Annotated in this window: 3 protein-coding genes and 1 pseudogene; 1 reads left to right on the top strand and 3 read right to left on the bottom strand. The window is 74.9% G+C overall.

Translation table 11 applies throughout. From position 1 onward, the window contains the following. Positions 1 to 78 precede the first annotated feature (78 nt). Entirely contained in the window at positions 79 to 237 is a 159-nt protein-coding gene (locus PKF00_RS42160) for an anacyclamide/piricyclamide family prenylated cyclic peptide (RefSeq protein ID WP_271223397.1), read from the bottom strand. Between the two features lie 504 nt (positions 238 to 741). Here PKF00_RS42160 and PKF00_RS42155 point away from each other — a divergent pair. Beyond that, on the top strand, positions 742 to 3,063 hold the full coding sequence (locus tag PKF00_RS42155; protein ID WP_271223396.1) for a xanthine dehydrogenase family protein molybdopterin-binding subunit: 2,322 nt from the start codon (positions 742 to 744) through the stop codon (positions 3,061 to 3,063). Positions 3,064 to 3,069: 6 nt separating this feature from the next. Here the strand turns inward: PKF00_RS42155 and PKF00_RS42150 are convergent, their stop codons facing one another. Then, positions 3,070 to 13,617: a Tc toxin subunit A-related protein gene (locus PKF00_RS42150; RefSeq protein ID WP_271223395.1), complete on the bottom strand. Its 10,548-nt coding sequence runs from the start codon at positions 13,615 to 13,617 to the stop codon at positions 3,070 to 3,072. A 44-nt stretch (positions 13,618 to 13,661) separates the two neighbouring features. Further along, positions 13,662 to 14,070, bottom strand: a pseudogene (locus PKF00_RS42145) (hypothetical protein); the annotation flags it as partial.

Here is a 14,070-nt window from a genome sequence, read left to right as displayed (position 1 = left end):
CACGCCGGCGCAGCACCGCATACCCCGCCGCTCCGAAGAACAACGGGGCCGGTTCACGGTGTGCGGTTAGGTGTGCGGTTAGTTGTCGTCGTCACCGGCAAAGGGAAAGCCTGGACCCCAGGGGTCCTTCTGCTGGAAGAGCGACGGAGCAACGCCGACGGTGCCACTCGCCGGGGCTCCGGTGATGGTGCGCTCGACCGGGGCGGACTGGTGCGGCATGGTGCGCGTGGTGTTCATGATGCTCCTTGGGTGAGGAGTTACCGACACCTCATCGTCCCATGACTCTGCGTAATAATGAAGTTGCAGATAGTGACTGTCTCTTTGGGTGACGCCAGTGTGGCGGTCCGAGCTGAAATCACAGCCGGACCGCCGCACACACCACCCGCCCCACCGAGGCGCACCCCGTCACCCGTGCCGATGGCCGAGGAACGTCTACCGGCTAAGGGGCGCGCAAGACGGGCTTGCCCCTCCGTCGTCGGCCGCTGTCCTCCGGATGGGACGCGGCGGACGGGATGACCAGGCGAGGGGAATGAGGCTGATCATGTCAGTCAACGCCAGGAGGTGTCCTGACCGACCACCATGGGGGAGATCCGCCGACTCCCATGGCGGATGACCGTAACCGCCGGACGCGTCCTCGCCGGTGAACGGCCCGGCCGCCCGCGCCCAGGACGGCCGCCCCGCCGCGGGCCGTACGGCACGGCGCTCTTGGCGGGGCATGGGGCGGCGGTCACAATCAGGTCCATGAGCGATGATCGTCCGTATGTCGGCGCCAGGACGCCCCGTAGGGAGGACCCCCGCCTGCTGACCGGGCGGGGGAGGTTCGCCGGGGACGTCAGCCTGCCAGGCATGGCTCACGCGGTGGTCGTGCGCAGCCCCCTCGCGCACGGCCGGGTGACGCGGTGCGAGGCGGGAGCCGCCCGCGCGGCCCACGGGGTGCTCGACGTCATCACCGCGGGTGACGCGGCCGGGGTCAGGCTGCCCTGCGTGTCCCTGGCGCCGGGACAGCCGGAGAGCTCCTACCCGGTGCTGGAGGAGACGATCCGCTACGCGGGCCAGCCGCTCGCCGTCGTCGTCGCCCTGACCGAGGAGGCGGCCCAGGACGCGGCGGAGCTTCTCGACGTCGGGTTCGACGAGCTGCCCGCCGTGGTCGGGGCGGACAGGGCCCTGCTGGACGACGCCCCGCTGCTGTACCCGGGGTGGGGAACGAACCTGGTCACCGACTTCGTGATCGGCGACACCGACTGCGAGGAGCTGATCGCCGGGGCGGAGCACGTCGTGGAGATGACCTTCAGAATCGGCAGGGCCGCGCCGAGCCCCATGGAGCCGAGGAGGATCGTGGCGTCCTGGGCGGACGGGACGCTGACGATCTGGGCCTCCACCCAGGCTCCCCACCACGTGCGCGACCACGCGGCGCAGGCCCTCGGCCTCGCCCAGCACCGGGTGCGCGTCATCGGATGCGACGTCGGCGGGGGGTTCGGCGCAAAGGAGCACCTCTACCCCGACGAGACGCTGGTCTGCCTGGCCGCGATCCGCTCCGGCAGGCCGGTGAGGTGGGTCGAGCCGCGCACCGACCACTTCGGAGCCACCCTGCCGGCCCGCGACGCCGTCCACCGGGGACGGCTGGCGCTCGACGCGGACGGCCGCTTCGTCGCCCTGCACTGCGACATCCTCGGCGACCTGGGCGCGCATCCGTCCAACGTCGGCATCTCGCCGATCGCGGTCTCCGCGACCATGCTGCCCGGGCCGTACCGTTTCGAGCGGGCCGGGGCGCGGGTGCGCGCGGCCGTCACGACGACCACCCCGACCGGCTCGTACCGGGGGTTCGGGCAGCCGGAGGCGACCTGGACGCGCGAGCGGCTGGTCGACGAGGCGGCGCGACGCCTGGGCGTGGACCCGGTCGAGATACGGCTGCGCAACATGATCCGTCCCGAGGAGCTGCCCTACGCCACCCGCACCTGGCAGTCCTACGACTCGGGCGACTACCCCGGCGCCCTGCGCGCCCTGCGCGGCCTCGCGCGAACCCGCCCCTCGCACGACGGGCGCAGGCGGGGCGTCGGCTTCTCCTGCCACGTGGAGAGCACGGGCATGGGGCCGTCCGCGCAGATGAAGGCGGCGGGCATCCAGGCCGGCGGGTTCGAGAGCGCGGTCGTGCGCATGGAGCCCGACGCCTCGGTCGTCGTCTGCACCGGGGTCGCGGGCATCGGACAGGGCATCGAGACGGCGCTCGCCCAGCTCGCCGCCGACCGGGTCGGGGTGCCGCTCGAGCGGGTCCAGGTGGTGCTCGGCGACACCGCGGCCACGCCGTACTCGCCGGTCGGCTCCATCGCGAGCCGTTCGCTCACGGTCGGCGGGGGAGCGCTGATCCAGGCCGCCGCCCGGCTCCGCGACAGGATCGTCGCCATCGCCGCCCATCAGCTGGAGGCGGCCCCTGAGGATCTGGAGGTCGCGGGCGAGGTCGTGCGGGTGAAGGGCGATCCGGGCGCGAGGCGGACCCTGGAGGAGATCGCCGCCTCCGCCTGGCGGGGCTGGGACCTGCCCGAGGGGATGTCCCCGGGCCTGGAGGAGCGGGCGACCCACGACCCCGCCGCCTACACCTACGCCTACGGAGCCCACGCGGCGGCGGTGGCCGTCGACGTGGAGACCGGGGCCGTGGAGGTCGAGGGCTACTGGGTGGTCGGCGACTCGGGGACCCTGGTCAACCCGGCGATCGTGGAAGGCCAGATCAGGGGCGGGGTCGCCCAGGGGATCGGGATGGCGTTGACGGAGGAGCTCGCCTACTCCGAGGAGGGCCTGCCCCTCGCCGAGTATCTCCTGCCGACCACCCGGGAGATCCCCGCCGTCGAGGTCGTCCTGGTCCAGACCCCCTCACCGGTCACACCGGGCGGCATGAAGGGAGTGGGCGAGGCGGGCGTCATCGGCCCGCCCGCGGCGATAGGCAACGCGGTGGCCGCCGCGCTGCCGGAGATCGCCGACCGGATCACCGTCACCCCGCTGACGCCCCAGACCGTGTGGTCCCTGCTCGACTCCTCCCATCGATCTCGGACGGACCCCGGCGTCGGTTAGCGGAGGTCAGGTCGCCGCGTGGCCGTACCCGCACAGCAGGTAGAGCGCGGAGATCCCGCCGGGCAGCTCGGGGAAGACCAGCTCGACCTGCTGGGAGCCGTCCACGGGCAGCTCCGCCTCGAGGACGCCGTGGAACAGGCAGGGCCAGTCGGCGCTCGCCACGCACTCGGCCTCCACCGCCGGGCAGCCGCACGGCTCGTCCTGCCCGTGCTCCCCCCTGTGCTCCTCCCCGTGCCTCCCCCGGTGCCCGGCGAGGAGCCGCACCGGCACGGACGACCGGCAGCCGGGCGTCCCGACCTCGATGAACAGCTCCAGCCGGGTCACCCGGAGGTCGCACCCGCCGGGGACGAACGGGAACAGCTCCCGGCCCAGCCGCAGCGGCCAGCGCACCCAGGGGCGGTGCGCGAGGGACCGCAACCGGTACCAGTCGTCGGGCAGATCCCGGCTGACGTCGACGATCCGGAAGCCCTCGCCGGGAAGCCTGCCCCTGGCGTGGGCGCGCGCCGCCTCACGCAGCCGGTCGCCGCCCTCACGCGCGGTGTAGTTGAGATGCAGCAGCACGTCGCTGACACTGCCGAGCTCGAAGCGGTTGTCCTCGGGCGGCAGCTCGAACCGCCACCGGCTCACCGCCCCGCGGAACTCGAACGGGAGGTAGCGCTCGTCGCGGAAGCTCAGCTCGAACAGCCCTGAGTCGTTCTGGCCGCCGGAGGTCGCGATGGCCTCCGTCGCGTCGTGTGCGCGCGCGACGCGCGGGTCGTCGGCGGCCAGGGCGTACCCGGCCGCGGGGTCGGGCAGGGCCGGGCAGCGCGAGCAGCCTCCCCGCGCGCACCGGCAGCGCCGCGCGGAACCGCCGCCGGGGCACAGGCACCGCCCGGCGTCGGCGCAGCGGCAGCCCGGCTCGCGCGGGCACGCGCCGCAGCAGTCGGCGGCCGCGTCCCGCAGCGCGGGATCAACCCGCGTCTGGCTGCTCAGCAGCGTCAGACGGCAGTTCACCCCTACGTACGGCCCGACGACGCACGGGATCGTGACCGTGACGTTCCTGATCCTGCGCATGTAGTGGCCTGGGTGGTCGAGGTCGAACAACCACTCCGGCACCTCGATCTCGCAGTAGCCGGTCTGCTGGAGCTGCAGGAACGCCATGGGGAAGTCGAGGCGGAGCGACAGGTGCCGGGTGAGCTCGTACTCGCGGCAGTTCTCCTCGAGGTAGGCCGCCTCGGTCTGGCGCAGCGCCAGATGCAGCCGCTCCCCGGCCACAAGGCCCTGGCGCAGCGAGTCCCAGCCGGCTTCGGGCAACGCGGGGGCCGCCGAGCCGGGCCCGCGCTCGTACAGGAAGGCCCGCCGCGCCCGCCGCGCGGTGCGCAGCGCCAGGTCGTAGAGCTGCCGGTACAGCGCCGCGGTCTCGCGCTGCAGGTGCAGGTAGAGCTCCGCGCTGGTGAACCGGTCGCGCAGGTAGTCCTGCACCTCCGCGGTGTGCCCGACCTGCTCCTCCTGGACGTCGAGGTCGCGCAGGGCGACGTCGCGGTGCCGCTCGGCGGCCAGGATCTGCCGCTCGATCTGCTGCAGCTCGATGGCGATCACCTGGATCTGGTGCCGCCACTCGTCCTCGCGCCGCTGCCAGCCCCCTTCGGTGAGGCTGAGGGCACCGCTGGTGCCGGCGTTCTCCGCGACCGAGTTCATGATCCGGGCGGCGGTGCTGAAACCCGCGGCCAGCTTGTTGCCCAGCGGGAACTGGTTGAACTGCAGCGGCGTTCCCATGATCCCGGCGACGCCGAGCCAGAAGTCGGGCGACATGCCGATGCCCTGGGCGATGCCCTCCGAGATGTTGCCCGCCACCCGCGAGGCGGTGGACACCACGGTCAGGGTCTCGTATCCGATCTCTCCGGCGTTGTTGCCGCCCTGCAGCAGCCGCTGGTAGTAGGCCAGCCGGGCCAGCGCGCCCTGCTTGGTCTTCTCCAGGGCCTGCAGCTGCCAGTCCGCCTCCCGCCACTGGAGCTGCCTGGTCCGCCTGCCCAGCTCGACGAGCTGGTGCTCGTGGGCGGCGCGCAGCGCGGCCAGCCCCTCCGCGTCGCCCTTCTCGTACAGGGTGAGCAGGCTCGCGCCGAAGCCGCGCACCTCCCCGGTGATGTCGAGCGCCTTCTGCAGCAGGTAGGCGAACCGGTAGGGCCCGGTCGCGCCATGGCAGCCCGCGCCGTCACAGCCGCTCTCACAGGACGCCTCACCGTGCTCCTCCGCCGCCCTCCCGCCCGGGTGCGGCCGGTGGCCGTCCAGGTCGTGCCGGACGCGGCCGAGCCGGTCGGCGCACCGGTCGTAGAGGGCGAGCAGGCGCGGGTTCAGCGAGGCGGGGCGGGGCGAGAAGGCCGACAGCGCGGCGGCCTCCGGCTCGTCGGGACCGGTGATCCGCCGGGGCGCCTCGCCCAGGAGACGGGCCAGCACGTCCAGCAGCACCCGGGCGAGCCGGGTGCTCTCCGCGTCGCCCCGGTTCAGGTATGCGTCCGCTGCCTGGGCGAGGGTCTCCGCGTACGACAGCAGCATGGCCCTGCGCCGCACGGCGACGGGGGAGAGGGGCTCCGGCGGCCCGCCGGGCCGCCAGGCGTTGTCGGCGTCGAGCGGCCGGTGCGCGAGGTCGTACCAGGCCAGAGCGGCGTCGAAGCGGCAGTGGGTGCGCAGCGCGCCCGCGACCGCGGACACGACGGGGAACGGCGACAGCGGCAGCAGCGGCGCGCCCGGCGGCTCGAACGCGAAGTACGGGTAGGCGGCCATGCCCCCCGGATAGGAGACCCCCGACGGCGTGGCGGGCGCGACGAGCGGCAGCGTGAGCGCCGCGTCCGGCGCCATGTCGTAGCGGAACCCCGGCGAAGTCGGATCCGAGTGGCCGACGGGCCGCACGGCGGAGGGCACCGTGAACCGGAGCGAGTCTCCCGTCCGCCCCTGGAACACCAGCTCGACCGGGGCGGACCCGGGTCTGAGCCGCACTCCTTCCGCGCTGCGGCGGGGAGGCTCGAACCGGCCGCCGCGCACCCGGCACCACCACAGGTGGGCGGTGCCCCCGGGCAGCCAGTTGAGCAGGCCGGGAAGCTTGTCCGGGCGGTGCCAGTCGGAGGTCTGGTCGGCGGGGTCGGCGGCGGTCGAGATCACGACTCCGGCGTCGGCGTCCTGCCCCGGGTCGTCGGCGTCGTAGCGAGCTCCAGGGACCAGCCAGAAGTAGTACTCGTCGACGACCTCCTCCGGATCGTCATGGTCGCAGGCGTCGCAGCAGCCGGACGCGGGCCCGGACGGGTGAGGGTGGGCCGACGCGTACGGCACGCCGGCCGCGGCGACCCGCACGAACGGCACGCCGAGCGAGATGGCGGCGGTGAGCCACAGGGGCAGCCGGGTCTCCGCCGGCTGCTCGACGGAGGCGCTCACCGTCAGGGTGGGCTCGGCCGCGGCGGGCAGGGCACGGCGCCTGCTCCGCCCGCCCGTTTTGGACCTGCGCCGACCACCGCGACCCTCGCCGCTCCCGCCGTCGCCGCCCCTGTCATCCTCGCGGCTCCCGCCGCCGTCGGTCTCGTCGTCCTCGCCGTTTCCGCCGGGGTCAAGGGGCAGGGGCGCCGGGGTCAGCCAGGCGGGCTGCGCGGAGGAGAGCGGACGGCCCAGCAGCCCGAGGCCTTCCGCGGGGGCGTCGAGCAGCCGCTGCACGGCCCGCTCGCCGTCCTGCAGCAGGCCGAGCGCCGGATGCCCGGCGGGACGCGGGCCGGGCCACCACTCCAGGCCACCCGGGACCGGCACGCTCAGCCGGTCCTCCCGCAGCTGCGCGTCCAGCAGGCGGAACGCCTCCGAGCGCCGGGCCTCGCGCAGGTCCTTCCATTCGATCCAGTTCTCCCGGTAGGCCTGCCTGCGCGCGCACGCCCGCCAGTCCGCGAACGTCGCGAACCTGCTCCGCCAGAGCTCGCGCGTCCCCGGGCCGACGGCCAGAGCCGGTTCGAGACCGAGCAGGGCCCGCTGCACGAAGGCCTGTACGGCGGCCACCCCGTCCTCGATCCGGGTGGTCCGCTGTCCCGGGCCGGCCTCCACGTCCTGCAGCAGCAGGTCGGACAGCTCACCCGGGGTTCGGACGAACCGGCCGGGGGCCGTGGGCAGGGCGACGCGGTCCATCCCGCACAGATAGGCGAGCAGCGCCCGGCGGGCGCGCTCCCGCAGGCCGTCGTTCAGGCGTCGCAGGTCGGTGTACCTGCGCGGGGTCGTGTTCTCGACGTAGGCGTCCTCGACGAACCGGATCAGGTTGGCGGTCCCCCGCAGCGGCGGCGTCCCGACCGGCTCGCCGGGGTCGTCGGCCGCCCACAGGTCGGGACGGGCGGCCCCGACGCTCGGCGGGACGAGGCGTTCGGTCAGGTCGCGCAGCAGCCGGGAGCCGCGCCACGCACGAATCGCCCAGCGTTCGTCCGCCAGGTCGTGAGCGGCCAGCCGGTACGGGTCAGGCGGCACGTCGAAGTAGGCGGTGACGAGCGGGGCGTGCCGGGCGTCCACGCCGAGGTGGCGGAGCAGGTGCGCGGGGTCGTCCGGCTGCCGCTCGGCGACCTCGGCGAACAACAGCCACGCCGGTCGCTCGCGCGCCGCACCGGTTCGGCGGCGCAGGTCCCGGTAGTCGTACAGGCGCTCCCACACGTCGAAGAGGGCGGCCCGCCGCTGCGGGCTCGGGTCGCCGCGCTGGTCGGCCACGGCGTCGGGGAGGTAGGGGTCGGCGACGGGCAGCAGGTCGGGGTCCATCCAGGCGCGGTGGACGCCGAACGACGCGGGTCCGGTGCGGAGGTGCGCGGTGCCGGCGAACGTCTCGCCGTGCGCGAGCAGGTGGCCCAGCTCCGACTGCCGGTATCCGCGCTCGGGGCGGGCCGACAGCCCGAACCTGTGTGCCAGCAGCAGCGCCTTGAACGCCCGCTGGTAGGTGCGCCGGATGTCGCGCAGGCTGCTGGTGTACAGCCCGTCCAGCCACGCCGCGGCGGCCTCGCCCGGCCTGATGACGGTCGTCGGCTCACCGCCGGCCCGCTCACCGCCGGCCCGCTCACCGCCGGCCCGCTCACCGCCGGCCCGCTCACCGCCGGCCGACTCACCGCCGGCCGACTCACCGCCGGCCGACTCACCGTCGGTCGGCTGCCGTACGACGCCGTCGCTCAGGGAGGCCGTCTTCGCGGGCCTGAACAGCCGGTCGAACGGCAGAGGGGTCACCTCACCGGAGGTGTCGGGACCTGAGTAGGCGAAGCGGAATCCGGTGCGGACAGGATCGGCGTCGCCGCCGTGGGACAGCTCGGGGACGTGCTGCCGCGCCTCGATGACGATGGCGTACGCGCCGCGGCGCAGGCGCAGCGGGCCGGAGCGGTGTCCGGGCGCCTCGTCTCCCGGCATCCCGTGGTTGAGCACCGTCCACACGCGCTGCCCCCGGCGCAACACGACCCGCCAGTCCCGCCGGTCGCACCCTTCCCCATGCCGGTCGTCATGCCCGTCCGCGCGTCCGTGCCGGTAGCGGTCATCGGGTCCGTCCTCGCCTCCGTCCCCGTGCGGGTCACCGTGGTCTCCGTCGTGCCGCCACCCGTGGCCGTGTCCCCGCCGGTGCCCCTGGTCGTGCCCGTGGTCCTCGTGCTCCGTAGCGCGGCCTGTGCGGCAGAGGCAGCCGGCGTGGAAGCGGTAGACGCCGCCCTCCTCGACCAGCAGCACCCCGTGCCAGCGCACCGTGAAGGCCTGCGCGCCGCCCAGCGGCTCGCCGTCGTCGTCCAGCAGGGCGAGCCCGTTGCGGACGCTGAGGTAGCGGAGCTGCCGCGGTGTCAGCTCCAGGTCCATCGCCGGCACCACGGTCGGCACGGGCGCGTTGTTCGCGTTCCTGGTGTCGCCGAAGGCGCTCATCGGACCGCGCACCTCCCGCCACAGCAGCGGGCCCGCGGAGTCCGCGGGGGTGTACTCGCCCGTCAGGCCCGTCCCGGTGAGGCCGAGAAGGGCGGCGAAGGCGCCGCCGCCGGGCCGCCACGGCCAGGTGACCCGCGGCGGGGCGCCGGAGTCGGCCTCCCACGGCTCCAGCCCGAGGTTCTCGTCGGCCCACAGCTCCCGCAGCAGCAGCCACGCGGCGGGGACGGCCCGCTCGGCGTCTCGTGGGTCGTCGCCCGCGGCCGCGAGCACATGTCCGGCGAGATGCCGGGCGATCAGCTCGCACCGCCTTCTGAACAGCGCGAACGCCGTACGGAACCGGGCGAGGCGGGCATGGCTGTCACCTTCCCGCACCAGTGACTCGATCGCCTCGACCGGGTTCTCGAAGATCGCCGCGAACGGTGCGAGCGCGACCCTGGGCGCGAAGTACAGGTCCCGCACCGCGCGACGCTCGGCGGCGTTCAGCGGGCGCACGTGCAGCAGCCGGTCGAGCACGTCGGCGTCACGCAGCGGCAGGCGGCAGTACAGCTCCTCGGTGGCGGCGTCGTAGGCGAACCCGCCCTCGGGAGGGCCGCCGGCCCACATGTCTGGAGAGGTCTCCGCGGCCGGCAGCGGGACCGAGAACCGGGAGTCGGCGGGGCTCACCGATGTCCCGGCCGCGCGCAGCTCCCCGGCGAAGAAACGCCGCCCGAGCAGGTCGAGCGGATCGGGCCCGGTCGCGGGCGAGAGGTGTCCGAAGTCGGCGCGCAGCGCCCGGACGATCCGGTGCCAGCTCCACCGCTCGACGTCCTCCTGGCTCACCGCGGCCTCGCGGAGCGCGGCGCGCAGGGTCCACAGCGAGTGCGGGCCCTGGCCGTCGAACGCCTCGGTGTCGCCGAGCGCCAGCGGGTCCTCGGCGGCCTCGTTGCGGTCCTGCAGGGGGAACGGGTCGTCGCCCTCGAGATGGTCGTCCGCGGTCAGCAGGAACAGCAGCTCGCCGACGGTGAACGGGGACAGGTAGACCTTGAGCAGCACCTCGGCGAAGCGGAGGGTCGCGGCCGGTCTCGCCCGCCAGGAGTCGGAGGGGACCGCGGGGTCGAAGCCGGACAGCCGCGAGAGCGCGTCGAGGTTCTCCCCAATGATCTTGATGAGTTCGGGGGTGGTCTCCAGGTCGGGGTCGGCGCGTCCCGCGCTCTCCTCCACGCCGTCCAGGAGCAGCCCCACCGCGCGTGAGCGTTCCTGCTCGGAGGCGTCCTCGGCCCACAGCGCGAGCAGCGGCATCCGCTCGAGCGGCCCCGATCCGCCGCCCGCGCCGAGCGGCAGGCCGAAGTCGTCGCAGAGCATCAGCACCGCCGCGAGCTGCCGGAGGAAGTCCGGGTTGACCGTGCCGTCGGCGGCGAACAGGTGCAGCACCGCGTCGAGGTCGGCCAGGTTCTGGAAGGACAGCCCGCCCGCGCACCGGCCGCGCAGCCTGGCCTGCAGCCGCGCCACCAGGGCCAGCCGTACCAGGCCGCCCGCCGTGTCGTCGCTCTCACCCTCGGCGGGGAAGCGCAGCCGGTGCTCCTGCGGATCGCACGGCGGGCAGTCGGGCAGCCGCCCGTCACCCTCCCGCCGCCCGTGCGCGGCCGGCGTCACGTCGAACCGGACGATCCCGCTGCGCTGCAGTTCCACCAGGTCGCAGTAGTCGAGCCCGGTACGCCTGAGGAACTCGGGGAGCCGCACGGCGATCCTGGTCCAGGACCTGTCGCTGACGACGGGCTGGGAGAACCCGTAGAGCTGCCAGGCGGCGGGCACGTCGCCGACCGGTTCCTCGCCCGGCGTCCGGGTGTAGAGCATCGCGTGCTCCCGCGCGCTCAGGCAGAGGTACTCCAGCGCCGTCTCCAGCCGGACCGGATAGCGCCAGCGATGGGAGGCGAACCCCTCGGGCTCGTTGCCGGGGTCGAGCGCGAACTCGGTGATCCTCCGCCGGAACCGGCGCATCACCGCGTACCTGCTGACTCCGCCCGCGTCCAGGTACGTGCGCGTCACGTCCAGCGCCTGGTCGTACGGCAGCTGCGGCGCGCCGGCGTCCGCCCGCAGCGCCGCGTAGGCCGCGGGGGACGCGGCGGCCGACGGCGACGAGTGCTCGGGGACGGCCGCGAGCAGCACCGCGGGATCGTGTCCTTCCCCGCCGATGACGTGCCCGGCCACCTCGCCGGAGGCGGTGTCGAAGACGGCGCCTCCGGCGGCCCCTCCCGTCGCCGCGGCGGCGGCCAGATGCTCCAGGCTCTCGTTGACCAGGTCGACGACCGGCACCGGCGTCGTGAGGTTCGCGGCCGTGGCGCGCAGGTCGCCGATCGGGCCGCGGCGGCCCGACAGGAGCCCGGCCGTCGTCCGCTCGGCGTCGGGAGGGAACGGCCGCGCGCAGGTGCTCGCCGCCGACAGCCGCAGCAGCTCGCCCAGATAGGCCGTCAGGCCGAACGGGGACAGATGCGGAGGCGGCACGCAGTCGGTGAGCCCGCCCGGGTTCACCGGGACGAACCCCTCCTGCCGGTCCGGCGGACCGGCCGTCGAGCCGCCCGCCGCGGTCTGGACGTCCTCCGCGAACGGGTGAGCGACCGTGCCCTCGAGCGCGCGCGGGAAGTCGGCCGGGCTCAGCGCCCGTACGGCCTCCACCGTGGTGAAGCCTCGCGCGTACAGCGCCTCCATCAGCGAGAACCTGAGCTCCTCGTGGGCGCTTCCGGGAGCGGCGAAGGCGGTCAGCACGTGCAGCGCGTCGATCGCGTCCAGCGCCGCCGCCAGCCATGCCTGGGCGTCGCCGTCTCCCGGGAACACCTCGGCGACCGCCGACCGGGTCGCGCCGGGGTCACGCGCGGAGCCCGGGATGTAGGTCCCGCCGCCGTGGGCCGCGTACCGCGCGGCGAACGCGGCGAACACGTCGGCGGAGGGCGGCTGGAGCGCCGGTGGGGAGCCGGGCGCGGACACCGTCTGCACCACCTGCGTGAACGGCACGGCGAAGAACTGCCGCAGGCGCCGGATGAAGACCTCGGTCCGGTCGGCGGGCGTGCCGGCCGGCCCCACGTCGGTGAAGGGCGGCAGCAGGTCGAGCCGGGGCGGCGCCTGCGGCGGCAGGAACAGTCTCCGCCACCGCTCGTCGGTGACGGCGACCAGCGCGGCGGCCGAGGCGACCCCCAGCTCGGCGACGATCGCGGTGATCAGCGGGTCGAAGTCGTCGGTGACGGCGCGCAGCAGCAGGGCGAGGTAGGCGGCGGCGCCGGATCCGGACGCGACCGCCGGGACCCAGAAGCCGGCGTCGATCGCGGCGGTCGGCCCCTGATGGTCCAGCCAGGCCGTGACGAGGGGGCGCACGGCCGCGTCGAGCGGCACGTGCGGCGCGGGCGTCGAGGCCTGGCCGATCGCGCGCAGCCGCCGCGCGGCCTGGGCGGGGACGATCGGCTGGGCCGGCCCCGCCGTGGCGGCGGGCGGCTCGGCGGCGGCGACCACACCGGCCTCGATCGCCGTCTGGATGGCCACCAGCGTCTTCGCCTCGGCGTCGGCCTTGGCCGTGGCGAACCGCTGCGCCACGTCGACCTGCGGCGGCAGCGCGGCGCCGAGGGCGTAGAAGTAGGCGGCGGGGACGGTGAACCGGGGGTCGAGCGCGCCGCCCGCGGGGTCGCCGGCGAGTCGTACGGCGGCATGCCTGAGGGTGGTCCCGTCGGAGGCGCCGAGGAGCAGCGGGAAGGTCAGCGTGGCGGCCCTGACCCCGTCCACGGTTCCCTGCGCGGGTCCCGGTCCCGACAGGTGCTCGCCCGCGCTGAGCCGCTCGCACATCATGGCTGCCCAGGCGGCGTGGACGAACCCGGCCAGCCGCAGCGTGCGGCCGTCGTGGGTGGCGTGGTAGCCGTCCAGCTCGGCCTCGAAGCGCCTGCGGTCGTTCTCCGCGTCCCCGGCCTCGACCGCCGGGTTGACCGGCGGCAGGGTGTACATGTCCCCGAGCGGCCTCGGCTCGGCCGGAGGCGGGTGGATCGCCCGGTCCCATTCGATCTCGGCGGCGATCTGCCGCGCCTGGGCGGCGGTCAGGGTGGTGCGCTGGGAGATCCGCCGCCCGTCCGCCGGGTCGAGGGCGAGCACCGCGTCGATCGCGGCGACCAGCCCGTGGAAGCCGGGCGGAGCGCCGTCCTCGGGCAGCTCCAGACGCCCGCCCGCGCCGGTGGCGACGGCGGGGACGGTCGCGTACGCGCTCGGCGGCATCGCCAGGACGTCGGCCAGCAGCACGGGCGGTGTGGCGACGTCGACCACCGTGGCGTTGAAGTCGATCCGCCGGTCGGCGATCGGAACGCCGTTCCTGGTGATCTTCAGCCGGATGTCGAACGACGTGCCGGCCGGATGTTCGGGATGCCCCGCGGGCGGGCTCGCCACGATCACGGCCGTGGCCGCCGACGCCGGACGCCGCTCCATGAGGGGGCCGGAGATCGTGACGTCCAGGAAGTGCTGGACGATGGCCGTGGTGGTCAGGTCCACGAGGAGGTCGGAGACGTCCGCCGAGGTGAGGACGCCCGACGCCGTGCCCAGCGACACCCCGGTCTCGGTGTCGGCGAAGGTCAGGTCGAACGCCTCGATCGTGAGCCCCGACAGCGCGGTGCTGAAATCCGGCCCCGACATGGGGCGGCCGGGACGCAGCCTCACGACGATGAGAGCGGGCATGGCCTTGGTTCCTTCCGGGATTCTTCGTCCGGGATCGCGTCCGGCTACTTCCAGTACGACTTGATGAACCCGCCGACGGCCCCCGCCGCGGCGCCGACGCCGGCGCCCACCGCCGTGCCGACTCCGGGGACGATGGAGCCGACGACCGCGCCGATGGCGGCGCCGGTCGCGGCGCCCGCCAGCGTCCCGGCCGCCACCCCTGCGGCGCTGCTGCCGGTGGCCTCGGTGACGGCGCCCTCGACCTTGCCGCCGACGTAGCCGCCCGCGACGAGGGCGCCCGCGGCGATGCCGGTGACCGGGTTGGCCGACAACGCCAGCGCCCCGCCGGCCACGTTGACGGCGGCGTCGGCCTTCTCCGCCGTCGTCTGCGCCGTCGCGGCCTGGGCGATGCCCGCGGCGAGCGCGAGCGGCCCGGCGACCCGGCCCGCGACGCGCAGCGCGGGGGCGGCGGCC

The sequence above is a fragment of the Streptosporangium carneum genome (genome assembly GCF_027922005.1).
Taxonomy (GTDB): Bacteria; Actinomycetota; Actinomycetes; order Streptosporangiales; family Streptosporangiaceae; genus Streptosporangium; species Streptosporangium carneum.
This window is presented reverse-complemented; position numbering and strand designations above follow the sequence as displayed.

Excerpts from the sequence above, each read along its gene's own strand:
- PKF00_RS42160 (WP_271223397.1), bottom strand. The coding sequence starts at position 237 with ATGAACACCACGCGCACCATGCCGCACCAGTCCGCCCCGGTCGAGCGC.
- PKF00_RS42155 (WP_271223396.1), top strand. The coding sequence starts at position 742 with ATGAGCGATGATCGTCCGTATGTCGGCGCCAGGACGCCCCGTAGGGAG.
- PKF00_RS42150 (WP_271223395.1), bottom strand. The coding sequence starts at position 13,617 with ATGCCCGCTCTCATCGTCGTGAGGCTGCGTCCCGGCCGCCCCATGTCG.